Origin of the sequence: Desulfoluna butyratoxydans (genome assembly GCF_900699765.1) — a bacterium.
GTDB lineage: Bacteria > Desulfobacterota > Desulfobacteria > Desulfobacterales > Desulfolunaceae > Desulfoluna > Desulfoluna butyratoxydans.
Genome location: NZ_CAADHO010000012.1, coordinates 92,323 through 116,789, shown reverse-complemented (window position 1 = coordinate 116,789; position 24,467 = coordinate 92,323). Strand labels below are relative to the sequence as shown.

At 59.1% G+C, this 24,467-nt stretch carries 19 protein-coding genes; 5 read left to right on the top strand and 14 right to left on the bottom strand.

The window, feature by feature from the left end; all coding sequences use genetic code 11:
• Positions 1 to 109: 109 nt before the first annotated feature.
• The 3 genes from MSL71_RS23400 to MSL71_RS23390 all read right to left on the bottom strand — a co-directional run bounded on the left by MSL71_RS23400 (position 110) and on the right by MSL71_RS23390 (position 3,277).
• Positions 110 to 904 (bottom strand): alpha/beta fold hydrolase, encoded by a 795-nt coding sequence (locus MSL71_RS23400; RefSeq protein ID WP_180145875.1) that lies wholly within the window; start codon positions 902 to 904, stop codon positions 110 to 112.
• Positions 905 to 1,515: 611 nt separating this feature from the next.
• Entirely contained in the window at positions 1,516 to 2,757 is a 1,242-nt protein-coding gene (locus MSL71_RS23395; RefSeq protein WP_180145872.1) for an acyl-CoA dehydrogenase family protein, read from the bottom strand.
• 127 nt (positions 2,758 to 2,884) lie between these two features.
• Positions 2,885 to 3,277, bottom strand: coding sequence for a MerR family transcriptional regulator (locus tag MSL71_RS23390; protein WP_180145869.1), 393 nt, complete (start codon positions 3,275 to 3,277; stop codon positions 2,885 to 2,887).
• Positions 3,278 to 3,542: 265 nt separating this feature from the next.
• Between MSL71_RS23390 and MSL71_RS23385 the strand changes: the two genes are divergently transcribed.
• Positions 3,543 to 4,019: a hypothetical protein gene (locus tag MSL71_RS23385; protein WP_180145866.1), complete on the top strand. Its 477-nt coding sequence runs from the start codon at positions 3,543 to 3,545 to the stop codon at positions 4,017 to 4,019.
• A gap of 100 nt (positions 4,020 to 4,119) precedes the next feature.
• Here the strand turns inward: MSL71_RS23385 and MSL71_RS23380 are convergent, their stop codons facing one another.
• The 7 genes from MSL71_RS23380 to hemL all read right to left on the bottom strand — a co-directional run bounded on the left by MSL71_RS23380 (position 4,120) and on the right by hemL (position 12,652).
• Positions 4,120 to 4,575 (bottom strand): bacteriohemerythrin, encoded by a 456-nt coding sequence (locus MSL71_RS23380; RefSeq protein ID WP_180145863.1) that lies wholly within the window; start codon positions 4,573 to 4,575, stop codon positions 4,120 to 4,122.
• A 120-nt stretch (positions 4,576 to 4,695) separates the two neighbouring features.
• On the bottom strand, positions 4,696 to 5,616 hold the full coding sequence (locus MSL71_RS23375; protein ID WP_180145859.1) for an HD domain-containing protein: 921 nt from the start codon (positions 5,614 to 5,616) through the stop codon (positions 4,696 to 4,698).
• Positions 5,613 to 6,791: a hypothetical protein gene (locus MSL71_RS23370; RefSeq protein ID WP_180145856.1), complete on the bottom strand. Its 1,179-nt coding sequence runs from the start codon at positions 6,789 to 6,791 to the stop codon at positions 5,613 to 5,615. The genes MSL71_RS23375 and MSL71_RS23370 overlap by 4 nt, the downstream gene beginning before the upstream one ends.
• Complete coding sequence (locus MSL71_RS23365; protein WP_180145853.1) at positions 6,785 to 7,762, bottom strand: polysaccharide deacetylase family protein; 978 nt, start codon at positions 7,760 to 7,762, stop codon at positions 6,785 to 6,787. Before MSL71_RS23365 ends, MSL71_RS23370 begins: the two co-directional genes overlap by 7 nt.
• Entirely contained in the window at positions 7,752 to 9,464 is a 1,713-nt protein-coding gene (locus tag MSL71_RS23360) for an adenylate/guanylate cyclase domain-containing protein (protein WP_180145850.1), read from the bottom strand. The genes MSL71_RS23365 and MSL71_RS23360 overlap by 11 nt, the downstream gene beginning before the upstream one ends.
• Positions 9,465 to 9,600: 136 nt before the next feature.
• Positions 9,601 to 11,085 (bottom strand): UDP-N-acetylmuramate:L-alanyl-gamma-D-glutamyl-meso-diaminopimelate ligase, encoded by a 1,485-nt coding sequence (gene mpl, locus MSL71_RS23355; RefSeq protein ID WP_281374547.1) that lies wholly within the window; start codon positions 11,083 to 11,085, stop codon positions 9,601 to 9,603.
• Between the two features lie 280 nt (positions 11,086 to 11,365).
• Entirely contained in the window at positions 11,366 to 12,652 is a 1,287-nt protein-coding gene (gene hemL, locus MSL71_RS23350; protein ID WP_180145847.1) for a glutamate-1-semialdehyde 2,1-aminomutase, read from the bottom strand.
• A 226-nt stretch (positions 12,653 to 12,878) separates the two neighbouring features.
• On the opposite strand from hemL, the gene MSL71_RS23345 reads away from it, so the two are divergent.
• The gene (locus MSL71_RS23345; protein WP_180145844.1) at positions 12,879 to 13,631 is read left to right on the top strand and encodes an RNA 2'-phosphotransferase; all 753 of its coding nucleotides are present in this window, start codon (positions 12,879 to 12,881) and stop codon (positions 13,629 to 13,631) included.
• Between the two features lie 384 nt (positions 13,632 to 14,015).
• On the opposite strand, the gene MSL71_RS23340 is transcribed toward MSL71_RS23345, so the two are convergent.
• The gene (locus MSL71_RS23340) at positions 14,016 to 15,113 is read right to left on the bottom strand and encodes an ATP-binding protein (protein WP_180145841.1); all 1,098 of its coding nucleotides are present in this window, start codon (positions 15,111 to 15,113) and stop codon (positions 14,016 to 14,018) included.
• Between the two features lie 192 nt (positions 15,114 to 15,305).
• Between MSL71_RS23340 and MSL71_RS23335 the strand changes: the two genes are divergently transcribed.
• Positions 15,306 to 16,157: an alpha/beta hydrolase gene (locus MSL71_RS23335; protein WP_180145838.1), complete on the top strand. Its 852-nt coding sequence runs from the start codon at positions 15,306 to 15,308 to the stop codon at positions 16,155 to 16,157.
• A 115-nt stretch (positions 16,158 to 16,272) separates the two neighbouring features.
• Positions 16,273 to 16,737, top strand: coding sequence for a DUF3015 family protein (locus MSL71_RS23330; protein WP_180145835.1), 465 nt, complete (start codon positions 16,273 to 16,275; stop codon positions 16,735 to 16,737).
• Between the two features lie 69 nt (positions 16,738 to 16,806).
• On the opposite strand, the gene MSL71_RS23325 is transcribed toward MSL71_RS23330, so the two are convergent.
• The gene (locus MSL71_RS23325) at positions 16,807 to 19,920 is read right to left on the bottom strand and encodes an ABC transporter substrate binding protein (RefSeq protein ID WP_180145832.1); all 3,114 of its coding nucleotides are present in this window, start codon (positions 19,918 to 19,920) and stop codon (positions 16,807 to 16,809) included.
• 244 nt (positions 19,921 to 20,164) lie between these two features.
• A complete protein-coding gene (locus MSL71_RS23320) occupies positions 20,165 to 21,400 on the bottom strand; it encodes a DEAD/DEAH box helicase (RefSeq protein WP_180145829.1) in 1,236 nt (411 codons plus the stop codon).
• 460 nt (positions 21,401 to 21,860) lie between these two features.
• Here MSL71_RS23320 and MSL71_RS23315 point away from each other — a divergent pair, with 460 nt between their 5' ends.
• Complete coding sequence (locus MSL71_RS23315) at positions 21,861 to 22,193, top strand: CGGC domain-containing protein (protein WP_180145826.1); 333 nt, start codon at positions 21,861 to 21,863, stop codon at positions 22,191 to 22,193.
• A 158-nt stretch (positions 22,194 to 22,351) separates the two neighbouring features.
• Here the strand turns inward: MSL71_RS23315 and MSL71_RS23310 are convergent, their stop codons facing one another.
• On the bottom strand, positions 22,352 to 24,400 hold the full coding sequence (locus MSL71_RS23310; protein WP_180145823.1) for a methyl-accepting chemotaxis protein: 2,049 nt from the start codon (positions 24,398 to 24,400) through the stop codon (positions 22,352 to 22,354).
• Between the last annotated feature and the right edge of the window lie 67 nt (positions 24,401 to 24,467).

Sequence of the window (24,467 nt, the reverse complement as noted above, 5' to 3'; positions counted from 1 at the left end):
GAGACGCCCTGTCGTCATGTTTACATTACGTAACATTATTCACACAGAGAAGACAAGCCACCAAAAGCAGAAGAGAAAAAGGCCATTGAGGCGGCAGCCGCCGAAACGGTTACACCGAGTTCAGATGTTCCTTCACCAGGGCATTCACTTCAGAGGCGTAAAAAACAGGGGCCATGTGATCTCCGGGCACGGTCACGGTCCGTACCCGGGTGAGATGGCGGCCCAAAATGGCTGAGATGGCGGTGGTGAGTACCGGACTGTGCCGACCGGTGGCAAGACAGACAGGGCAGTCGATTTGCCCGTAATCCGAAAGGGTCAGGGGGGTGGAGACCGTGGTGCGGTAATCCAGGAGCATCTTGCCTACCCCCGATGAAAGGGCTTTGCGGGCACCGTCCGGAAGCAGGTGGAAGCCATCCGTACCCGTAAGGCTGTTGAAAAACTCCCGGGCGGCACCCTCATCATCGCCACGATCATGAAGCCCCGTAATACGACTTATCAGGGCCCTTCCGTCGTGTTGAAGGGGATGATCCGTCTCGTCGAGCACATGGTTGCACATGGGCTCGAAGAGCACCAGGCTCTTGACGGCCCCGGGAAACAGGACCGCATAACACAGGGCCACGGCACCTCCGTAGGAATGCCCCACCAGATGGCAGGGACCGCGGGCCTGCAAATGGCCGTACACAAGCCCATGAACCCTTTCGGCCTCGGCATCCATGGAGTGACACTCCGGGTCCTCGGGAAAGGGCGCCTCCCCATAGCCCGTCAGGTCGACGGCAACGGGGCGATGGGTCGGCGTAAGTTCGTCAAAAAGAGTACGCCACTGGCGCCGGGTGTTCATGGAGCCGTGGAGAAGTACCACCGGGGTCCCGTCCCCGGCGGCATCGTGGGGAACAACGTGCAGCATCCGGCCTCCCAGGTTCATGTAATAAAGAAAAGGGTAACTGTTCAGTTGCCTCCGGCGGCCAGGTGGGGACACCTGGAAACCCTGTGGCGAATGCATGAAGGCAGCCATTCTGCCCGCGTTATCGGGGCATTCGCGTGGGGTGTGACATGTGGCAACCGTTTTTGCAGGAGAGGCCCATGTCACTCTTCCGGATACAGGTAAGGGCTATGCCCTAAAATAATAATACATAACGATACTCCACCTTAAATTCGTTATGTGTCGAAGCAACGATCAAAGCATCATGCTGAGGACTTATGGGATGATCCCGTCATGTGTAATTTATTCGTGGCATGGCCCTAAAAGGCTGTTTTGGATTTCCTTGACTGTAACTATTCAGCTATGCCTCCGGCGGGTCGCTTTTTTTAAAAAAAAGCTCCGCAAAAAACTTTTCTAAGGCAGAAAATGTCGAAATTGTTTCGGCGTAGCCTGGAAGGCTTACTTAAGACCTGTTTGTCAAACTTTTTAAAAGTTTGGCCCCCGGCAGGGCCGCCGGAGGCAATTTTGAGCTGAATAGTTACCCTTGACTTTAACCGGAATAACTCCGGCGGATCGTTTTGTCACTCACCCGTGTGCTACATGATCTTTTCATCCGCGGCAAAGGCTTCTTCGGCGTCGGTTTCACAATCCCGGGTCTGTCCTTTCTTGCGTGCGGCGGCCTGCTCGTCGTACCACTCCCCGGCGATGATCAGGGACATCACCTCATTGGTCCCCGTCCAGATGGAGGCAAGCCGCAGGTCCCGGACAATTTTCTCCACCGGATAGATGGTGGTGTACCCGATGCCCCCCATCACCTGCATGGACTTTTCCGCCACGGTCTGGCAGGCCTCGGTGACGAATTTTTTGGACTCGGAGACCAGGCGACGGATGCGGGCCGGTTCCACGGCCTCGTCCACGGCGCGGCAGGTGGTGTAGATCATGCTTCGGCTGGCATCCAGGAGCATGGCCGCCTCAGCCACCTGAAAGCTCACCCCCTGATAGCGGTTGATGGTCTTTCCGAAGGCCCGTCGCTTGGTGGTGTACGCCGTGGCCACTTCCAGGGCGGGACGTGCTGCACCGATGGTCATGGCGGCCGTACCGAGCCGCTCGGGGATCATCATGGTGTTGAACACGGCAAAGGCACCGTTGAGGCGTCCCACGATGTTCTCTTTGGAAACCTTGACCCGGTCGAAGACAATGCGTGCGGCACCCCCCCCCCGGCAGCCCATGAGCCCGTAGAGATACTCCACCTTCACACCGGGCCCGCGATCCACGATAAAGCAGGTGAGGGCCTTATGGGGTTCGGCCTCCTCGTCGGTGCGGGCGTACACAAGAAAATAGTCCGCCCCTTCACCACCTACGATGAATCGCTTCTGGCCGCTTATGAGAAAGTGGTCGCCCTTGTCTTCGGCCGTGGTGTTGGTGCCGAAAAAATCGGAACCTCCCCGGGGCTCGGTGAGGCACTCTGCCGCAAAAAGCTCTCCTTTAAGAAGGGGTTTCACGTATTTTTCCTTCTGGACGTCGGTACCGTGGAGGATGATGGCATCGCACACCAGCTCCGCCCCCACCCCGAAGGTGCAGGCCATGATGTACCCCAGTACCCCCACCTCCTCCATGACCATGGCTGTGGTCACCCAGTCCAGCCCCCGCCCTCCCCATTCCCTGGGGTAGCGGCACCCCATAAGGTTACGCCGCCCCGCCTCCTGGAGAAACTCCTTGGGAAACTGAACTTTATCGTTGTCCATGTCGATGAGCAGCTGCCTGGGCACCGCCTTGACAAACTCCCGCACCTCATCCCTTAACGCCAGCGCCTCCGGGCTCAACAGGTAATCGAACATTGCCCCTCCCTTTGGATTGATTTCTTCCTCACCAACCAACCTGAACAGCTATGGATAATGCCTCCCGGCGGCCCTGCCGGGGCCAACCATCTGAAAAATGATACAAACTGGCTTAAAAACGCTCACGTCATCTCTTCAGCTCCAGCAGGCGAAGCTCCAGGGCCTCTTTCATGGCCCGGATATCCTTTTCCATAAGGTCCAGCTCCCGTTTGCGTTCACGGACCTCCTCGATCTTTCTCTCCGCATAGGCAAGGCTCATTTCGATCTGCCCCACCTCATTGACTTCGGTGCTGGCAAGGCCGATGATCTCTGCGATCTCTTCCAGGGAACACCCAAACCGCTTCCCCCTCAGGATCAGTTTCAGACGGGCCCTGTCCTTGGCCGTGTAGACCCGCTGGTTCCCAGGGGTTCGAGCCGGGGAGATCAGCCCCTTTTCCTCGTAGTACCGGATGGTTGAAGCGCTGAGCTCCAGGCTTGATGCCAGCTCCGATATGGTATATTGCCTGCCTTCCGACGCCATGGTCACCTCTCTTTAAAGTTAACTTTAAGTTAGCGGGACACGCCACCCCTTGTCAAGCTCTGTTTACCATGGTAAACATCGACCCATGCCCTGTATCAAACACCGCGGGCTCAACGGCCTTACCCATCGTGCCTGGACAGACTCTCTTCCCCCACAGGTTTCACATTTTTGTAAGAGTGTGCCATAATGCCGCTCATCAAACCATCAGAAGCCCTCAGGCGCTTCCGATTCAACCCGCAGGGCAGCCTGCCTACAGGAGATTTTCATGAGCATCAACCGATTTATGGACGAAGTCATTTCACGGGGAGCGGAAGCGGTATTGCCCCACAACCTGGAAGAAGAATGGCTTGAGCGCCTGTTTATCGCGGCAAAAAACTTTCTCGCCATGGCCGTTCTCGAGGAGGACTCCGACGAAGAGCCCTTCGGAGACGAGAACTCCATGATGCTCCTCTCCGCCGTTACCGAATTGACCCAGGCCCAGAAAGATTATACGCCCGACGAGGAAGAAGACCAGGTGGACGAAGGCCTCTTTTTCGAGAACCTCTCCTGCTACTCCCTGTCCATCCTCTTTGAGGCCATCCGCCAGCAGAGCGAATTCACCTTCGAATTGCCGGACACGGGGACCATCTTTGACAGGGACCGCCTCTACGCCATCGAACAGGAGACACCCGTTATCACCGAAATCCTCAACGAGCTGGTTCTGGGTGTAAAGCCCGACGAAGCATCGGACGAGGACGCGTAACCCGGATAATTCACCGACCCGGAACACAAAAAGGGGACCAGGCGCATGTGGCCTGATCCCCTTTTTTTATATCGCGTGTCTGTGCGGAATCGTCCCCGGATCAGCTGCGTCCGCGGCGCCCCATGGCCTGGCACTCCGCCAGGTAGTTCTGGACGCGGATAAAGGGCGCGTAACGTGCGTCCTCCTCCTTGATATGCGCGGGAAGCCACGAGATCACATAGGCCAGCGCGTCCTCGGATACCTTGGCGGGATCTTCAGAAAAGAGGCGGCGGAACCCCATGATCTTTTTAATGAACCGCTTGTGCTCACGCTTGTGCTGGTTCAGTTCGGGGTACTGTTTTCCCACCAGAATACGCTCCTCTTCATTGAAGTGCATCCTGGCAAACTCCATGATATCGGCAAGGGCTTCGCCGATATTCTCAAAATCCTCTTCCTTTTTCCGTTTCACAGCGGTGAGCTCCTGGAGCTTCATCGCTATTTCCATAAGGCGCTGATTGCGCTCGTCGATCAATGGAATCTGTATCCTGCAGGAATCATCCCAAGCCAGTCCTTCCATAGGGTACCTGTCTCCTTTGCACCGATCGGTTTGTCTGTGATATGGGGATCGGACGCTCTGCCCGCAGCGTCTCCGCCGGGTCAGGTGCGGTATCATTCGTGAGTATATAAGACGATCTGGTTACTGTTTTGGATATATAGCATCGAAATTGCGAGGGGGACAACCCATTTTCACAACCCCGCTTCGAAGGTGAGCCCGGTAGGCGTCGCCTCCCCTTGCAACCACCTCTTCCAGAAGAGAAATCTGCTCTGAAATCTGATCGGTATAGACATTACGGTCCATCCCGCGATAGGCCCTGAAATGGGTTCGGAAATGATCCAGCACGCCCTTGCCGTCATCGTCCACCATCTCCCCTAAGGCTTTCCGGCAAAAAGCCGGGGTGTTCATCACAAGATCCCGTTCACCGAAAAAGGCCTCTTTATCGGCCTCGCGAAGCTCCTGGGCCAGAAGCAGAATTTTTTCGGCATACCGCCGATCAGCCATTTGCCCGCCCAGATCCGCCGCCTTCAGCATCGCCCCCATGTACCGGCGCTCCCCGGAATCAAACCGTATGGAGCATATGTCGGCCTCAAGCTCGGTGCATGCAAGAAGAGACCGTGCAAAGCCACAGGAAGCCCGGTCCCATCCATGGCCGACGAGATACCCCCCGAGCATCTCCATGCCGCGCGGCACATGCCTCCTGGTGAGTTCCGCCCCCGTGGTTTCGGGATCATCCACACCCCGGATCAGCCCCGCGTCATGAAAAAGGGCCGCCACCAGACAGAGAAGCCCCTCATCCGCGGTCACCCGGTGGCCGTCGAGCGCCGCCCCGTGAAGAAGGCGAGCCATGGCCAGGGTCACGGTGACCACATGGGTCAGATTGTGATACGGGGTGTCACAGGGATAATACCCCGGCCACTCTCCCCGATAAAGGCGCTCCACGTCTTCCCAGGCCTCGTCCAGCAAAGCCTCGTTGCCTCCGGGCCACATCAGCCGGAACAGGTCTCTCACTTCGTTGCGCGCGGCTCCATGGGACTCCATGGTGACCAGATCCACTGTCATGGTATGTGCCTCCCCTTGCCCGGCTGGATGCCCTCCACTTTTTCAAGGAGGCGCCCGGCATTTTCTACACCTTCTCCGGCCTTGGCGTGGTCCGGATTCAAGATAAGGCTCTTTCGCCACTCGGCAATGGCACCGGTAAGATTTTCCTGAAGAAACAGACGGACCCCCTTTCGATAATGGCTCTCCGCCCGGGCTTTCAACGTCCGGGTTAACTGCGCTGCCAGCTCCTCTTTTCCGGGAAAACCGGAATCCACGCCCCCCAGCACATCCCGGCACGTCACAAAGGCCCCTGTTTTATACAACCGGGCAGCTTCGGTGAGGCGCTGGGTGTTCGTGCGCACCTTCTCCTCATCCCGTTGCCGGGCCTGGATGGCAAGAATCTCTTCGATGCGGGTGGTTTCGTTCCTGAAATAGGCATCCACCCGGCGATACATGGCCAAAGCCTCCCCGTATTCCCCTTGGTGAAACAGCGCTTCAGCCAGGTTATGGGCCGCGGTGTTTTTCAAATACAGGGCTTCCTCGTCCCCGGGTGCATAGCTGAGGATCTCTTCGGACACGGCAAGCAGGGGGCCCCAGGCCTCGTTCCTGTAATCCCTGCGCGCCTTTGCAATGGAACGGCCGTAGCTGAACTGGGCGGCTACCAGGGAGGCCTCCACTTCGGGCAACCGAAGCACGTCCCCTGCCGCCAGACCATCGCCGTAAAGGGCCTCCACCAGGGGTGCCAGCCGGACATTCTTATACACCCGAACGGCCATGTCCGCAGCCGATTCCCCTTTCCGCACGGTGCAGGGAATCACCAGGTGCCTGGCCAGGGTCCCCCGAAGGCGTTCCTTGGCCCCTCCATGGCCCGGGTCCATGCGCAAGACCATGAGGAGGTGCCGGATCCCCTCATCCGTATCGCCCCGGCCCAGGGCTGTGTCCGCGGCAGCGAGCTCTCCCTGGATATGCTCGCGGCGAAGCGCGTGAAGGGAGGCAAGCTTCTTGCGGGACACCGCCGCCGACGCCTCCCAGTAGCGAATGGCCCCCACGATATCCCCCCGGGCCTCCAGGGCCAGGGCGCGTTCCTCTAAGGCATCGGGAAAGGGCACCTCGCTGCGGGGGACCAAGGGAACCCCGCAGCCCCCAAGAATCAGCAGACAGACCGCCACCATGATAAAACGATACTGCCTCACCATGCCAACCTCGCCTTCCTGAAGGTATCAAGGTAGCGGTCCAGGGGCTCTTCGGCCCCGCGCGCCCCCGCATCCATTCGCACGATGCTCAGGTTGTCGCAAAAAAAAGGATTGCCTCCCTCTCCAAAGACAAAGATCCCTTTGGTCCCCAAAGAGACCATCACCGAGGCCAGTACGCTGTTGCCGGTGCCGTCCGGATACGCGGCAAACCGCACGGGCTGCCCCGTATGACTCACCAGCCGTTTATGGGAGGAGGTGACGGCCTCTTTGACACGGCGGGTGTACCCCACCAGGCTCTCTTTGGGGGCAGGAGCCGAGAGCCCCCTGGCCTCTGCCGGAAGCAGGGCGGGTTCGAGCCCGCCTTGCGCAAGCTGAACCACCTCCTCCCACGTCAGCTGGCCAGCCTCCCCCACCTGGGACGGATCCAGAAAAAGGAGCCCGGGGAGTTCCGTGTGTTCAGCCTCTGACAGGAAGTCCCTGAACCCTTCGGCATGGGTCACCTCAAAGGCAAGGAGCACCGCTCCCCTGGAAACCGACCGCTCCATGCGGATAAACCCGAGAAAGGCCTCCGGCGTCAAAAGGGAGGCCCCCATGGACTTCAACTGAAGCAGGTCGCTCTGCAGACGTTTTTCCACGGATTCGGAGTGCTCCCCATCAAGCCAGCGATAGGTCAGAACCGGTACCGTCTGGTACCCATCCGACCGGATGCCCAAATCATAGGCAGGGGTTGTGGGAACAAGCAAAGGGGTGTTGGCGGGCGTCAGCCCCGGCGGGTTGAGGGCCTCGACAGCCGGAAGGCCGGCCGCCCCCCCGCCGAAATCAGCAGCTACTTTTTCGAGGCTCTCTCCGGGCCCGGGCTGCACCACCACATATTCCCCGGCATCGTGATGCCAGGGACGCGCCGTGCAGGCACTCCCCAAAAAGAAAAGCGCCAGCACCAAACCCCACAACCGTCGTTCGAATTTATTCTCCATAATCGCGTATCCCCGTCACCCGGTACACCTCCACCAGCCCGGAGCGCCCCTTGACCTTCTGGGGCACCAGGGACTCCACCTCCAGCATGTCCCTGTGCCTCTCCATGACGCTGCTTCCCACCACAATCTCACCGCCCTCGGCCAGGGCGTTGATGTACGCGGCAACATTGACCGTGTCCCCGATGACCGTGTACTCCATCTTGGCCTGGGAGCCGATGCTGCCCGCCACCACCACCCCGCTTTTGATGCTGATCCCCACCCGGGAGAGAAGGGGATTCTGTCCCGATTCACCGGCCTGCCGAAACGCCTGCTGCATCTCAACGGCAGCCCGGACGCACCGTTCCGAATGGTTTTCGTAATTGACGGGTACGCCGAACACGGCCAGCACCGCGTCACCGATGAACTTGTCCACATACCCGCCATGCTTGAGGATAATGGAGGTGGCGATCTCAAAGTAGCTGTTGAGTTCCTCCACCAGCACCTCCGGGGCCCGGGTCTCGGTGTAGGCGGTGAACCCCCGGATATCGGCAAAAAGAACCGTGGCCTGATTCTTACACCCCTTGAGCCAGGTGGTCTCCGGGTTCCTCATGATCAGCTCCAGCACGTCGGCCCCCACGTACTTGCCGAAGGACTCCCGCATCATGGTCTGCTTGAAAAGTTCCTTGCCCATGCGGTTGAAGGCCGTGGCCAGACGGCCGAGTTCATCGTTGCGACGGCTGTCCACCCGGTGGCTGTAGTTGCCCTTGGCAAACTCCTGGGTGGCCGTCACAAGGCCGGAGATGGGCTTGGAAAAACGACGGCCGAAGAGCACCGCCACCACCAGGCCGATAAGACAGATGATCATGGTACTGATGACAAGAAAGGCCCGCTCGTCCAGGAAAAGCTGATCGATGAAATCAATGGAGAGCCCCACGTGTACCTCGCCGAGGCGCTTTTCCTTGAACACGATGGGGGCACTCATGTTCAAAACCTGCCCCGCCCCTTCGGCGTCGTGGGTAAAATAGGTCACCTCGCCCCGGGAGCCCACCGGGCCGGTGGGCGGGTAGCGCACCATGGTGTTGCCGATCTGTGACGGATCGGTATGGGCCTTGATCACCTCGTTGTTGTCCACGATGAGGGCATACAGATGGCCGTCCACCCCTTCGGCGTTCTGGATCAGGGCGTTGAGGGAAAGGATGTTGTCTTCAAGGAGGGGGATTTTGGCGTTGCTGGCAAAGTAGCCGAGGCTCACCATGCCCAGCTTCACCGCGTGGTTGTAGAGCTTTTCCTTCTGGCGCTCCAGGATCACGTAGCTTAAAAGCCCCACGGTCAGGAGCATCACCACGGTCATGGTCACCGAGAGCTGGAGCCAGATGGGCACCCTCGGAGCCGGGACGTCCTCGGTGAGGGAATCCCCGATGCGGCGAATCAGGCCGCGGATGTTGTCGGACAGGGAGGTGACATGGATGCGGTAGTGCTCGTTGACCGCAGAGACGATCTCCTCTTCCGTGGCGTAGGAGAGCTCCACGATGACCTTTCCCAGGGGAACGGCCACCCCTTGCTGAAACAGCCGGTCTCTCTGCACGTCCAGGGCGGTCTCCAGCTCGGCGGGCGTAATCACGTCACGGGTGGTCAACACCTCTCCCATGATCATGTCGTCGCGATTGCGCCGGTAAAATAAGCGGCTGATCAACTTGCCCCATGAGCGGAGGGTCTTCAACATAAGGGTGGGCTCCGTCGTCCATACATGTATGTGGAAAAAACGCAAAGCGGCGTTCAGGCTCATGAGGCCGTCACCGGATAATAAACCAAATAGTAATACGATACCTCTCTGGGGTGCAAGGGCTAAGACCCCGGGATCATGCGTCCCCGCCAGCCTTTTCCCCCTCTGCCTGACGGGCCTCCAGCATGGACAGCAGACGGCCGTGGATCCCCTCAAAGCCCCCGTTGGACATCACCATGAGAAGATCCCCTTGCCGGGCGTTGGCCCTGCAAAAATCAACGATGGCCCCGGCATCTGGAAAACGGTGTGCGTCTTTGCCCGAGGCCGAAAGGGCACTCACCAGAGTATCGGAGGAGAACCGCTCCCCATGGGGAACCTTCTCCGGATGGGGCGGGGTACGCACACACACAAGGTCCGCCGCGTCGAAAGCCTTGGCATAGGCATCCTGGAATACATTGCGCATGCTGGAGTTGGTGCGGGGCTCAAAGATGGCCACGAGTCGCCGGTCCGGGTAAAAAGAGCGCACCGCCCCCAAGGTGCTGGCAACAGCCGTGGGGTGGTGGGCAAAATCGTCCATCACCAGGATGCCGCCCACGTCCCCCCGGATCTCCTGGCGCCGCCGGACCCCCTTAAAGGAAGCAAGGGCGTCGGCCACCTCGCGCCTGTCCAGCCCAAGACGATGACAGGCCGCGATAACGGCCACGGCGTTTTCCACGTTGTGGCCCCCGGGCATGGGCAGGGTGTACTCCCCGTAAAGATCTCCATTGTAAAAGACGCGGAAACAGGTGGCCGGAGCTGTGGCTGTCAAAACTTCGGAACGCCAGAGGGGTTCCCCGTTGAGCCCGTAGGAAAAAACCTCGCAAGGGGCGTCGGCCGTCACCTCGGCCACGTTCGCGCCGGGCCCGGCCACCACAGCGGCTCCGGGACGATGCCGACCCATGAATTTTCGAAAAGAACCCATGACATCGGCAAGGTCCTCATAGATATCGGCGTGATCAAACTCCACGCTGGTAAGGATCGTCACCTCGGGGTCGTAGTGCAGGAACTTGGGCCCCTTGTCAAAAAACGCGGTGTCGTACTCATCCCCTTCCACCACCAGAAACTCGCCGTTGCCCACCTTGCAGTTGCGGGAAAAATTCTGCAGCACCCCCCCGATCATAAAGCTGGGATCCTTGCCCGCATGCTCCAGCACCCAGGCCATCATGGACGATGTGGTGGTCTTTCCGTGGGTTCCTGCCACCACCACCGTGCGCTTGCCACGGCCAAAGAAACCTGCCACGGCCTCGGGAAACGAGCAGTAAGGCAGACCACGCTCACCCAAGGCCAGAGCCTCGGGATTGTCCTTGCGGATGGCGTTGCCCACCACCACAAGGTCGGCGTCCCCTAAATGCTCGGCCTTGTACCCTTGAAGAAGGGTAATCCCGTTTTGAGCAAGCAGATCGCTCATGGGCGGGTAGATCCCGTCATCGGAACCGGTCACCTCAAGGCCCATCTCCTTGAGCATCAGGGCCAAAGCCCCCATGCCCGTGCCGCACACGGCAATGAGATGCACGCGCTTCACCCCTTCCGGGATTGTGTTCAACGAGGATTTCAGGTGATGTGGGGGTGTCTTCTGCATCATATCTCCAGGGTCACGAATGCACCGGGCTTCGTCCGGATACGTTTGTGCTGATAATTCAAGCTTTCTTATGGTGAACGAGGGGAAAAGAGCAAGCCTCCGGCGGCGAGGGTGGGAAACCACTATCGCGTAAACACCTCGAAAGTTGATTTTCCATCATTTCACCCACGGGCGAAGCCCGTCAGCAAATGTGAAGGGGCGAAGCCCCGGAGCATTTGCGAACCTGGGGTGCAGGGGCTGTAGCCCCTGCCCGCCGGAGACATGCTTTTGGGTCTGATCCTGCTTAACCGGCCAGTTCGGCCAGCACTTTGGTGGCGGCGGCGATGGTGGCGTCGATGTCCTCGTCGGTGTGGGCTGCCGAGACAAAGGCGGCTTCGAACTGGGAGGGCGCAAGGTAGATGCCCTCTTCGAGCATGCGCTTGTAATAGGCGCTGAAGAGATCGAGATCCGAGGTCTTGGCGTCCTCGAAGTTAGCCACGGGTCCGGCGGTGAAGTAGAGGCCGAACATGGAGCCCGCGGTGTCGGCGGTGCAGGGGACGCTCGCTTTGGCGGCGGCACCTTTCAGGCCGTCCACCAGACGGGTGGTTTTTGCGGAGAGGGCTTCGTAGAAGCCGGGCTCCCGAATGGCCTTCAGGGTCTCAATGCCCGCGGCCATGGCCAGAGGGTTGCCGGACAGGGTCCCTGCCTGGTAGACGGGACCGCTGGGGGCGATGTGGGCCATGATGTCGGCCCGGCCACCGTAGGCGCCCACGGGGAGGCCCCCACCAATGATCTTGCCCATGGTGGTCAAATCCGGGGTGATGCCGTACAGGGACTGGGCACCGCCCAGGGCCACGCGAAAGCCTGTCATGACTTCGTCCACGATGAGCAGGGCTCCATGTTTTTCGGTCTCTTCCCTGAGCACTTTGAGAAAATCGTTCTGGGGCTTGATAAAGCCCATGTTGCCCGCAATGGGCTCCACGATGATACAGGCCACCTTGTCTCCCATGGAGGCCATGACCTCACGCACCTTGTCGATGTCGTTGTAGGGGATGGAGAGGGTGTGCTTGATGGTGTCTTCGGGCACGCCGGGGCTACCCGCGATGTTGTAGGTGGCCACGCCGGAACCGGCGGCCACGAGAAAGGAGTCGGCGTGACCGTGGTAGCAGCCGTCGAACTTGATGACCACGTCCCGGCCGGTGAAACCGCGGGCAAGGCGGATGGCGCTCATGGTGGCCTCGGTGCCGGAGTTCACCATGCGCACCACGTCCACGGAAGCCACGGTGTCGATGACCAGCTCGGCCAGCTCGATCTCCATCTCGGTGGGAGCGCCGAAGCTGGTTCCTTTTTCAATGGCGTCTCTTAAGACGGCGTTCACCCGCTCCGGGGCATGGCCCAGGATCATGGGCCCCCAAGACCCCACGTAATCCAGATATCCGTTGCCGTCGGCATCATACACCCGGGCGCCCTTGGCGCGTTCAATAAAAAGGGGGTCCCGTCCAACGGACTTGCAGGCCCTTACCGGGCTGTTCACACCACCGGGGATCACAGTCTGTGCCCGGTCAAAAAGCGCTTTTGATGTTGTATCCATACGCGTTCAAAGCTCCTTGTGTTATGATGCGATGGCAAAAATCAGTGCCCTGACTTTTTCAAAGGGCCATCATGGAAACCAACTATGGGGTTAGAGCCACGGGTCAAAGAAAGCCCGGCTCGTGCTTAAAAATAGACTCTCTTGACTTACCATCAACGGCTTAAAATGCAACAGCCATTTTCAAATCGTGGTGGGACCGGCAAGGATACACCAGGAACGTGACATCATGAGCCAGATCAAAGCAGCCAAAGCCTTCGCAAAAATGCTCACCTACACCCTGGGGGTGGACCCGTATGAGTTCGGCCTCGTCCCCGATGAGGACGGGTACGTTAAAATCAAGGAACTCCTCAAGGCCGTCACCGAAGAAGAGGGATGGCGACACATCCGGGAGGGTCACATCAAAGAGGTGTGCCTCACCGTCACCCCTTGTCCTGTGGAGGTAATGGAGAAGAAAATCCGCGCCGCAGACCGGAGCCGCCTGGCCCTGCCCCGCTACGAGGCCGACGTCCCCGGAGAGCTCTACGCCGTCATCCGCCGCAGGGCCTGGCCCAGGGTCCACGCACGGGGCATGGCTCCCACGGACGATTCCCTTATCCGCCTGGCAACAGACAAGGGCTTTGCCAGACGCCTTGGAAAGCGCATCGATCCGGACCCGGTCATTCTCACCGTCCATGTGCCCATGGCCGAAGACGACGGCATTGTCTTTCAAAAGGCCGCCGACCACCTCTACCTGGCCCACGAACTCCCGGCCAAAGCCCTCTCCGGCCCGGGCCTTCCCAAGGCCGACGAGCCCAAAAAACAAACTGCCAAAAAGAAGCCCAAACCCCAGGTGCAGCCCGCCCCGGGCAGCGTCTTCCCCGACCCCGACGACCTGTCGGCCACTCCTAACAAGCAGAAGAACGGCAAAAAAGACAAAGAGAGCTGGAAAGAGAATAAGAAACGATTTCGAAGGGAGAAGGGCCGGTTCGACAACAGGTGAGAACACAGATAAAAAGTGATTATTCAGCTCTTAAAAAACGCCTCCGGCGGGTCGCTTTTTGAAAAAAGCTCCGCAAAAACGTTCCGGTTGCAGGCCTAATACGCTAAAAACAATCGGTTTGCCGATAACGTTCGGCCGTTCCGAGGTGTCCGCAAGACCTGTTTGTCAAACTTTTTGAAAGTTTGGCCCCCGGCAGGGCCGCCGGAGGCATCTTTCCCTATCCCGTAAACATGTTGCCCCCATGACAGCAAATGAATACGCCTTGCCGTTCACCACGGGCGAAGCCCGTCAGCGAATGCGATGGACCTGAGGAACGAAGGTCGGGAGCATTCGCGACCCTGGGGTGCAGGGGATGTATCCCCTGCCCGTCGGAGACACGTCCCATTAAGGTGTGTTTTCTGCCTGAAAGGCTTTGAGCATCTTGCCGGTGGAAGCAAAGGGGGTGGAGCGTTCAAAGCGTTCCAGCTTGAGGGCCCCGGCCTCGCAGGCAAAGGTGCAGACGCCGCAGCCGATGCACGCCGTGGGATCGGCCACGGCTTTTCCGGCCTCCTCGTCCAGGGAGAGGGCCCCGAAAAAGCAGCGCTCAAGGCACTGGCCGCACATGACGCAGTCATCGTTTGCCCTGGGCACAAAGTTGGAAGGAGAGATGGACTCGGGGTTGTCCCAGCGGGTCCGCCCCCTCACCTGGGAGCAGCAGCACTCGCAGCAGAGGCAGATGGTGGAGCTCTCTTTTTCCACGTTCTCGGTGTTGGGCACCAGCCCCAAACGGATCATCTCGTCCATATAAGAGAGGGCCTGCTCCCGGGTCACGCGCTTTCCAAGGCCGATGCTCTCGAAGTGAAGGGCGGTAAAGCCGATCATGATGCAGCTGCCGATGGGAAATTTGTCCCGACACTCGCGGTCTCCGGCCTTTTCCGCCCGGGTCCGGCAGGGACAGGGCACCATGACAAAATCCTCGGTGGACAGGCTCTCAACAAAACTGTGGGCCTCCTCCGAGGTCATGACCTTTTCCCCGCACCGGATGGCCTCTTCCACGGGGATGGTCCTGAACACGGGACTCCCCGCTTCACTGGTTTCGTAGTAGCGGCCGTAGCCCTTGTCGATGAAAAAATCACGATAAAGGGTGATGGCCTCAAGGTCGTCTTCCCTTAAGTCGCTGTAAAAATGGTGGAGGTTCAAGAGAACGGGAATGGGCGGAAGGCAGAACATGGTCCCCATGCCCACCAGGGCGTTCTTGTGATGAGCCGATTCAATGCGGCGCCCCACCTCTTCCACGGAAAGGCCGGTGGCTTCGGCCACCTGCTCAAAGGTAACAAAGGCGGGAAGCACATCCAGGTGCCGGACCACCTCCGCCTCTTCCGGGGTATACACAAGCTTAAGGTATTCAATAAACGAAGGGGTGAACTCGCCCTCGACCCGGGGAACCCTCATGGGATTCCGGTTCATCCTCTCTGCGATGATGATGTATGCATCCTTGTCCATGGGACTGCCTCCTTGTTTTTTTCAGAAATGCACCGCCCCGTCCCGTAGCGGCGTTGCGGCGCGACGCCACCAACGGTCCCACATCATACATGAAAAATCAATACTACACATGTAAAACAGTCAACACAAATCCGCGACATGTGCTATAACGTCCCTGCCTGCCCAGCAACCATCACAAGACTGGAATCTGCCATGAAACGTCACACCCCATTCATCGTCCTGCTCCTTTTATTTATCACCGGCTGCGCCAACGGGCTCTTTTATCACCCGGACAATCGGCTCTACCAGACCCCGGACCGCCCTTACGAGGAGGTCTCCTTTGAAAGCATCGACGGCACCCGCCTCACGGGCTGGTTCATCGCCTCGTCCCAGGCAGTCCCTTTCGGCACGGTCATCCACTTCCACGGTAACGCGGCCAATATCTCCAACCATTACGGATTCGTCGAATGGCTCCCTGAAGCTGGGTTCAACCTCCTCCTTTTTGATTACAGGGGGTACGGGGACTCCGAGGGCAAACCCGGCAGGCGGGGTGTGTTTGAGGATTCTGTGGCAGCCCTTAAATACGCGGCCTCACGCCCTGATGTGGACCCGTCCCGCCTCATCGCCTTTGGCCAGAGCCTGGGCGGTGCCAATGCCGTGGCCGCGGCGGCGGCAACACCGGATGTGCCCCTGAAGGGCGTGGTGGTGGACAGTGCGTTTTTTTCCTACCGGTCCATCGCGCGAGATAAAATCGGGCTCATTCCTGTTCTGAAGTGGCTGAAATGGCCCCTCTCTTTTGTCATGGCCACCAACGGACACAGCCCCGGACCGGTCATTGAACGCCTCTCCCCCACCCCGGTACTCATCATCCACGGCACCAAGGACCGCGTGATTCCCTATGACCACGGACGCCGCCTCTACGACGCCGCCGCTTCCCCCAAGACCATGTGGACTGTCAAAGGTGGCGTCCACACAGATGCCCTCATGACATGGCGAGAGATCTACAGGGAAAAGCTGGCCGCGACACTGCGAAATCTCGCAGAAGGAAAGCCAGCACTTGAATAAATCTTTTTTTTTACATATATTGTCGTCGTAGCTTTACTCCCCCCTTGCCGCAAATCGCTGTAAACGCATTTTACTTGCGGCACGATCACCTACCATTTCATTTCAGGAGAGAACCATGAAAAAGTGTATTATCACGTTGGGTATTCTGTTTATGTTGGTCGGTACCACGTATGGTAAAACGGTATCCGAAGATTGCGGATGTGGTTTGGGAAGGGTAGCAATAGGAGAAAAAGAAGGACTGGGATGGAACCTCCTGGGCACCTTCCTCAACGGGCTTTGCGGCAACCAGACCTTTGGCATGTCATCCGGCACCCTGGAGTGCGGCGAGCCCACGAAATTCGCCATCGACCAGCGCATCAACACCTTTGTGGCGGGCAACATGGACAACCTTGCCATGGACATCGCATCAGGTGGGGGCGAGTCCCTTAGCGCCCTTGCCGAGATCGCCCAGGTCGATCCTGCACTCAGGGAGCCCCTGGCCTCTGAGCTCCAGGCTCACTTCGACACCATCTATCCCGACGCCGACGTCAGCTACATCCAGGTGGCCGACGCCCTTCGAGAGGTGTTTGCAAGCATCTAAGCCATGGCGTCAATAAGGAAAACCGGCATCCCGCGGCACATGCCCGCGGGGTGCCCGGCAAGCCCCTTTTCAGACCCGCACCGTATCCAGGGCCTGTCGCACCTGGTCCGCAAGCTCACCCATGCTCACCGGCTTTTTCACGATACCAAGCACCCCAAGCCCCTTGGAGGCCCGTTCCTGGGCCGCATCTTTAAGCCCCGTGCAGAGAAGCACCGGCATGAGACACCCCATCTCACGTACCCGGGCCACAAGTTGAAGGCCCGTCATCTGGGGCATGGTCATGTCCGTCAGTATGAGCTGCACCGAATCCGGATCGGCGGCAACAAGGTCCAGGGCATCCAGACCGCTTGACGCCACCGAGACCCGATAACCCAGCCTCTCAAGCATCATCCGCTCCACCATGCACACCTCCTCCTCGTCGTCCACCACCAGAATGTGCTCATGGCCTTCGGGGGCGGGGGAGACGTCCGAGACGTCCTCTTCCACACAGGCCGACTCCATGCAGGGAAGACGAACGATAAAGGTCGTGCCCACCCCGAGGGTGCTCTCCACGTCGATCTCCCCCCCGTGGTTCTCCACGATCCCGTGGACCACGGCCAGGCCGAGACCAGTGCCCTTCTCTTTGGGCTTGGTTGTGAAATACGGATCGAAGATACAGTCCAAAACGGCAGGTTCGATGCCCCCTCCGGTGTCGCGAACGGTGAGGGTAACACCGGAGGCCCCGCCGCCACCGGGCTTGCCCCCCGGAGCCAGAGTCACCCAGATGCAGCCGCCCCTTCCCTCCATGGCGTGGTAGGCATTGGTCACGAGGTTCATCACCACCTGGTGGATCTGGGTGGCGTCCCCCATCACCGGAAGGATCTCTCCGGTGACATGCACCCGCAGGTCGATGGTTGCCGGCAGGCTGGCCCGCACCAGCTCCATCACCTCGGTGAGGACCTCTGGAATCATGACGGGTTCAAAAACCTGGTCCCCCTTGCGACTGAAGGCAAGGATCTGGTTCACCAGTTTTTTGGCTCGCAGCGAGCTTGCGTGGATCTTGTTCAGGTATCGGCCGTGGGGACTCGACGCGGAGATCTCCTCCTGCATCATCTGCACATACCCCATGATGGGAAAAAGAATATTGTTGAAATCATGGGCAATGCCCCCTGCCAGGGTGCCGATGGCCTCCATTTTCTGGGAACGGATCAGGCTGATCTCCATGGATTTTTTCTCTTTTTCGTTCTCCAGGCGTTCCATCTCGTTGGCAATACCCTTGGCGAGGATGGCCACCACCTCCTGGGTCCGTTTGGGGATGGAAAAACGGGTCCTCGACATGGCACACATCACCCCGATGATCTTTCCGTTGTGACTTCGCAACGGAAACCCCAGATACCCTTCGGCCTCAAGCTGCCGAAGCATGGAGTTGGAGGGAAACCGATCCCGCACCCCTTCGGGATAGATGCAGACCCCTTCGTTCATGGACTCGAAACAGGGGGTCCCCATGAGCTGATAGGTCATGGAGTCCTTCATGTACCCGTCTTGAACCATGGCCAGGGTCTGGACCATCTTGTCTTCACGGATCTCTCCGATTATGGCCGTGTCGCATCCCAGGAAGGCGCAAAGCTGTCGTACCGCCCCGTCGAAAAAATCCTGTTCCACCCGCCCGGCGAGGGTCTCCACCAGGGCCTTCATGGCGGTATCCTCCTGCTTTGCGTCGGTGATGTCCGAGGCCATGCCTGCGATCTTGGAATCCCCGTCACCGGTCTCTTCGATGCTGAACCCCCTGAAACGGAGCCACCGCAGCCGCCCCTTGACATCCCGCATGCGAAACTCAATGGACTCCATCCCCTCCTGGCCGGACTGCAGGCGAACCAGATACGCAAAAAACGACTCCCGGTCCTCCTCATGGATGGCCTCCCGGATCAGGGTGGGGTTGCGGCGCACCCTTGACGGGGACAGCCCCAGGATGTTCTCCACAGCGGGGCTGATCTCCTGGATCTCCCTCGTGGCCATGGAGCCCACGCAGAACACTTCTTCCATGTGCCGGGTCAACCGGCGGAACCGCAGCTCGCTTTTGGCCACCTGCTCATCGGCGCGTCGCCGATGAAAGGCAATGACGGCCAAAACGCAGGCGAGGAAAGAAAACACGCCGATGCCCCCCAGGGCAACGCGGGTGTAGAGCCCGTAGGTGCCTTCCCACGTCTCAGCACTGCGATAACGGTCCACGCCGTTGGGGATCAGGGAAAGGGACATGCCCCTTGCTTCCATGGCCTCCGGGTCCACAACAAAGCGGTGGGGGCTGTCCGCCTCCACGGGCACCTCAAAGGCCGGGGTTCCCGACAGGATTTCCAGGGCCATCTCCGCGGCCCGTTTTCCCTGGTCAAAATGGCTGATGAGCTTGCCGCCGATGACCCCTTGCCCCATGCCGTGGTACCAGAGGTGATACAGGGGGGACGCAAGGTTTTCCGTAACCAGAGACAGGGCATGGTCGAAGTCGATGCGACGCCCGGTGCGGTCCACAAAGGCAGACAGCAGCAGCACCGCATCCCGGCTGTCAAAGGTCTTCAGCACCTCTGCCAGCTCTTCAAAGCTCAGGTTTTCAAGGGAGAGCATGGAGAACTGAACGGACTTGAACTCCCGGGCCGCGGCATGGAAATGATCCAGCACGCCCTTGACGCTTACGGTGTTGTCCGCGATGGCCACGATACGCCGGACGTCCGGCTGCAGCCGAGCCATGAGGGTGAGGGTCTCGGAGAGGGCAACCGACTCCACCACACCGGTGACCAGGGGGTTCTCGTTCTGTTCGAGGGCAAGCCGCCGGTTGTTCACCCCGAAAAAAACCATGGGAATGTTCTTAAACAGATCACCCTGGTGGTCCAGTACGTAGTGAAGGGCGTTGTCGTCCCCCACCAGAATGAGGTCGTAGGCCGGAAGGCGCGAGAGCTTGAAGGTGAGAAGGTCGTGAAAATGGGCTTTGATTTCCGGGGGGTCGAATCGTTTTGTGTCGATGCACTCGATATCAAAATGGATGGACCGGGGAGAAAAGACAGAGCGGATTCCCTCCACCTGCCTGAAAAAAGTGGGATAACTGGGGTGATAGGAGCTTAAAAACAACACATTTCCGGCACCGCGCACCGAATCGGCGGCACAGACAGATGGCACCTGCCAGCCCCCCCACAGATACACGGCTGCAATGGCCATCACCACCGCATTGAGCCCCCGCAACAAACAGCAACACCCTCTCCAGGGCCCTGGATATGTCCTCACGCTACTCCCCCCAGCCAGCGGTCATCTTCCGGTTTGTCGCTCCCCGGCCTCGACCGGGGCACCGCCGTTTACATCAAAACGCCTTTCCATGATATCGTCCCGCCACTGCGATTTCTTTACTTTTTCATGGAACAAGGGGCGCGCACCGTTGCGGTGCCGCCCCGGGCGGCGCAGACCGCTACCTGCGCTTCTTCTTTCTCTTTCGGCTCTTTTCAAAGGCTTCGTTCTCTGCGATGAGCTCCTCTGCCGACAGCTCATTGGAAAAATGCAGGGTCCGGGCGTAGTCGGTTTTTCCCACGTGGAGCACCTCGACCTCTTTACCGATGAATTCCTGAATCTCTTCCAGGCGGTCCTTCTCCTCCCTGCTGCAAAAGGAGAGGGCCACGCCCTTGTTCACACCGCGACCGGTCCGGCCCACCCGGTGGACGTAATTCTCCGCCACCTCGGGCAGGTCGTAGTTGATCACGGCGGTGACGTCCGGGATATCGATGCCACGCGCGCTCACATCCGTGGCGATGAGCATCCGGCATGCCCCTTCCTTAAAAGCCTTCATGGCCTCAAGGCGCTGCGCCTGCTCTTTTTCCCCGTGGATGGAGACGGCCTCGATGCCCACGCGCCCCATGGCCTTTGCCACACGCTCCGCCCGCACCCGGGTGCGCACGAACACCACCAGCTTGCTCTCGGGGTTGTCCCGTACATAGCGCTCCAGAAAAAAGCGCTTGTCGTCCATCTCCACGAACATCACCGCATGGGAGACGTTTTTGGAGACCGGGTCCTCGGGGGAGAGCTGGATGCGGATGGCTGAGCTCTTTACCTGGGAAAAGGCCAGTTTCTTGATTTTTTCATTGATGGTGGCCGAAAAAAAGAGGGTCTGGTGCTTTCGGGTGATCTTCTTTTTGACGAAACGGATGTCGTCGATGAATCCCAAGTCCAGCATCCGGTCCGCCTCGTCCAGCACCAGGGTGTCGATGCGGTTCAGCCGGATATAACCCTGGCTGATAAGGTCAAACATGCGCCCGGGGGTGGCCACCAGCACGTCGATGCCGTCCTGAAGTTTCTTGATCTGGGCATCCTGCTCCACCCCGCCGTACAGGGCAAAGGTCTTGACCTTGGTGTGGCGCGAGAGGCTGTCGAACACCTCGCCGATCTGAGCGGCCAGTTCCCGCGTGGGCACCATGACGATACAGCGGATACCGTACGAGCGCTTGCTGCTCTTGCCCCGCTGGATCCTGTCGATGAGGGGAATGGCAAAAGCGGCCGTCTTTCCCGTGCCTGTCTGGGCAATGGCCAGAACATCTTCTCCCTTCTGAATGGATGGGATCGCCTTGAACTGGATGTCCGTGGGCCGCTTAAATCCGAGCTGGGCCAGGTTCTTCTTGATGTCGTCGGATATATAATATTGATCGAATTTCATTCGTTTTCCTTCGGGTCATGGTGCCTGCGGAACACACGGTTCCCACAGCCACGAAATTCTCGGCTCGTCAGAGGGTTCACCACAGGTACACTACCTGTGTATATATGGCCCCTTCCATGCAGCGGTTTTTGCCCGCCCCAGCCCTGTTCGGCATATGTTGCCGAGGCCCTGGCCCATTCTCTGTTTTGCCGTTTCGGTTCATCCACTTACATGCGAATCGTAAAAATAGCAACACCCGATCCTGCGGTTTCGGGGGGCTGCCCACTGCCAGGGAACACCATTTATCTTTCTTGATGACGACTAGTATTCATGATACGAATTACCGGGACAGTCTGAAATCAGGTTTCGAGGTGCCATGCTCCTTAAAACATGCTCCCCCGGCAACGCAATGCCGAAGGGGAATATCGCGTCCCCGGTGCCTGAAACAACCACACGCAATCAATTAAAAGAGATCACGCAGATGAAAAAAGTAGGAATCATTCGTTGCCAGCAGACAGAGGACATGTGCCCCGGCACCACGGATTTCAAGGCCGCCACCCAGGGAACGCTGGCCTTTGAGGAGACAGGCCCCGTCGATATTGTCGGGTTTGTCAGTTGCGGAGGCTGCCCCGGCAAGAGGGCCATCTCCCGTGCCAAGATCATGGTGGACCGGGGCGCCGAGGCCATTGTCTTTACCTCCTGCATCTCCAAGGGGAACCCCATCGGATACCCCTGCCCCCACTACGCCAACATGAGGGATGCCATCATCAAAAAAATCGGCCCGGACGTCCAGATCATCGAGTACACGCATTAACCCTTTTTTCCAAGACCAGAACACCTCGGGACATACCCGGGTCAAAGCCACGAGGCCACGCGTCCCTTCCTCCCGAAACGCGGCCCTCGCGAGACAAAAAATTCCCGGGCAGCCTGCCTGCCCGGGGATTTTTTTATCTCAGCACGGTTCCACGCCCCTTACACCCTGAAGCGCCCCACCAGCTCGGACACCTCGGTGGCCAGGCCCGACAGGGCCTCGGCGCTGTTGCTCACCCGGGTGCTGCTGGCCGAGGTCTCTCCGGAGATCCGGTTGATCTGGGAAATCTCGTCGGCGATGCTGTTGGAGACCAGGGAACTCTGGGCCACGTTTTCGTTGACCTCCTGTATGCCCGTGGAGGCCTGAGCCACGTTGCCGGCGATCTCCTGGGTGGTAACGGCCTGCTCTTTGACCGCTTCGGCGATGGTGGTGACAATGCCGTTGACCTTGTCGATGACCTGGGTGATCTGCCCGATCTCTCCTGCGGTCTCAGCCGTTGAGTTCTGGATCCCTTCGATGTGGCTGCGGATCTCCTGGGTTGCCCCGGCGGTCTGGCCTGCCAGGTCCTTGATCTCGTTGGCCACCACGGCAAACCCGCGCCCGGCTTCCCCGGCCCGGGCCGCTTCGATGGTCGCGTTAAGAGAAAGAAGATTGATCTTCTCGGAGATCTCGGTGATCACTTCGGTGACATGGCTGATCTCCTGGGCAGCCGTGCCCAGGGTATCCATTTTTGCGGCGGCGCTCCCTGCCTGGTTCACCGCCTCCCGGGTGATGGTGTGGGAGGTATCGGAGTGCTGGGAGATCTCCGAGATGGTCACCGTCATCTCCTCGGCCGCAGAAGCCACCATGCTCATGTTGGCGGAGGCCTGTTCGGTGGCGGCGGCAATGGACTGCATGGTGGCGCTCATCTCCTCGGAGGAGGCCGACGCCGTGCCCGACTTGGAGGAGACCTCATCGGCCCCCTCGCTCATCACATGGGAAATCTGGGCCAGCTCGGTGGATGAGCCGTTGAGTTTTTCCGCGCTTTCAGACACCAGCCGGATGATCTCCTGCACCTTGTTGATAAAGGTGTTGAACCAGTGGGAAAGCTCGGCCAGTTCGTCCCGACCCTTGACGTTAAGGCGCACCGTCAGGTCCCCTTCGCCATCGGCAATATCCTTCATGCCTGCGGCAATATCGTTGATGGGCCGCGTGATGGAACGGGCGATCAAAAAACCCACACAAACGATGGCGGCGACGCCGAACAACACCACGACACCGATGAGGGTCTTGAGCTGGCGAACGGAGGCAAAGGCCTCATGCCCGTCAATCTTGGAGATCATGATCCAGTCCAGGCCGTCGATGCCCAGCTTTCCAAAGGAGACCAGCTGCTGCTCCCCTTTGTAGGTATAGGTCCCTGCCCCGCTCTCCTGGGCAGACGCGTCGTCCAGACAGGCGAAAAAGGCCTGCTCACCGGCTTTGCCTGTCCGGGTGTCTGTTCGGAACACCGCCCCCTCCCCTGTGCGGGCCACGAGAAAGGATTCCCCGGTCTCCCCCATGCCCTCACGTCTTGTGGCGATGCTGTTGAGCTGGCCGTTGTCCAGCTTCAGGGCCACAAGCCCTGTGACCTGTGTCTCCTGGGTCATGTTGTCCACAACGGAAATGGGGGCAAGGATAAAGGCGATGGGCTGGTTGTCCGCCGGGGAATACGGCATAAAGTCCGTGGTGGCCACCCCTTCGAGCCCCCGGGAGAAGACCTGTCCGAGATGGGTCTCGGCCAGGGGCCCCTCCAGCACGGACTTGCCGAGATCCGGAGCCTTCCGGGCCGAGTAGACAATGCGGCCGTTTGCCTGGATCAGCAGCAGGTCGTTGTACCCGTACTCCTGAACGGCAAGCTTCATGGACTCCCCGTACCGGGTGTCGTAAAAGTCGTAGCCATCCATGTTGACGTTGCCCTCTTCGTCAAACAGCATGGGAAAACGGTTCAGGGCCTCGGACAGGGCGTAGTTTTTGGACAAAACGGAGATGTCTCCCAGGCATCCGGCATAATACTCCCGGACCTGGGCTTTCTTAATCTCCTGGACAATTTTCAACTTTTCAAAGGATTGCTCCGAGAGGGATTCACTCGACTTCAAAACGGAAACGGAACCGATGACGGCAAGGGGCACAATACCGACCAACAAAAACGTAATCAGTATTTTGGTCCCAATCTTCAGTCTGTCCAAAATCATCCTGCATGTCCTTTCTCTGCATGGGCTCCGGTCCGGCGCATGCCCGGACCAGACCGTTGAAATACCA

Bases quoted from the DNA above. Each gene is read 5' to 3' on its own strand.
- MSL71_RS23375 (WP_180145859.1), bottom strand. From the start codon at position 5,616: ATGACAGTGGATCTGGTCACCATGGAGTCCCATGGAGCCGCGCGCAAC.
- MSL71_RS23340 (WP_180145841.1), bottom strand. From the start codon at position 15,113: ATGGACAAGGATGCATACATCATCATCGCAGAGAGGATGAACCGGAAT.
- MSL71_RS23310 (WP_180145823.1), bottom strand. From the start codon at position 24,400: ATGATTTTGGACAGACTGAAGATTGGGACCAAAATACTGATTACGTTT.
- MSL71_RS23360 (WP_180145850.1), bottom strand. From the start codon at position 9,464: ATGTTGAAGACCCTCCGCTCATGGGGCAAGTTGATCAGCCGCTTATTT.
- MSL71_RS23380 (WP_180145863.1), bottom strand. From the start codon at position 4,575: ATGGAAGGACTGGCTTGGGATGATTCCTGCAGGATACAGATTCCATTG.
- MSL71_RS23370 (WP_180145856.1), bottom strand. From the start codon at position 6,791: ATGGTGAGGCAGTATCGTTTTATCATGGTGGCGGTCTGTCTGCTGATT.
- MSL71_RS23400 (WP_180145875.1), bottom strand. From the start codon at position 904: ATGCTGCACGTTGTTCCCCACGATGCCGCCGGGGACGGGACCCCGGTG.
- hemL (WP_180145847.1), bottom strand. From the start codon at position 12,652: ATGGATACAACATCAAAAGCGCTTTTTGACCGGGCACAGACTGTGATC.
- MSL71_RS23335 (WP_180145838.1), top strand. From the start codon at position 15,306: ATGAAACGTCACACCCCATTCATCGTCCTGCTCCTTTTATTTATCACC.
- MSL71_RS23390 (WP_180145869.1), bottom strand. From the start codon at position 3,277: ATGGCGTCGGAAGGCAGGCAATATACCATATCGGAGCTGGCATCAAGC.
- mpl (WP_281374547.1), bottom strand. From the start codon at position 11,085: ATGATGCAGAAGACACCCCCACATCACCTGAAATCCTCGTTGAACACA.
- MSL71_RS23365 (WP_180145853.1), bottom strand. From the start codon at position 7,762: ATGGAGAATAAATTCGAACGACGGTTGTGGGGTTTGGTGCTGGCGCTT.
- MSL71_RS23385 (WP_180145866.1), top strand. From the start codon at position 3,543: ATGAGCATCAACCGATTTATGGACGAAGTCATTTCACGGGGAGCGGAA.
- MSL71_RS23395 (WP_180145872.1), bottom strand. From the start codon at position 2,757: ATGTTCGATTACCTGTTGAGCCCGGAGGCGCTGGCGTTAAGGGATGAG.
- MSL71_RS23330 (WP_180145835.1), top strand. From the start codon at position 16,273: ATGAAAAAGTGTATTATCACGTTGGGTATTCTGTTTATGTTGGTCGGT.
- MSL71_RS23320 (WP_180145829.1), bottom strand. From the start codon at position 21,400: ATGAAATTCGATCAATATTATATATCCGACGACATCAAGAAGAACCTG.
- MSL71_RS23315 (WP_180145826.1), top strand. From the start codon at position 21,861: ATGAAAAAAGTAGGAATCATTCGTTGCCAGCAGACAGAGGACATGTGC.
- MSL71_RS23345 (WP_180145844.1), top strand. From the start codon at position 12,879: ATGAGCCAGATCAAAGCAGCCAAAGCCTTCGCAAAAATGCTCACCTAC.
- MSL71_RS23325 (WP_180145832.1), bottom strand. From the start codon at position 19,920: ATGGCCATTGCAGCCGTGTATCTGTGGGGGGGCTGGCAGGTGCCATCT.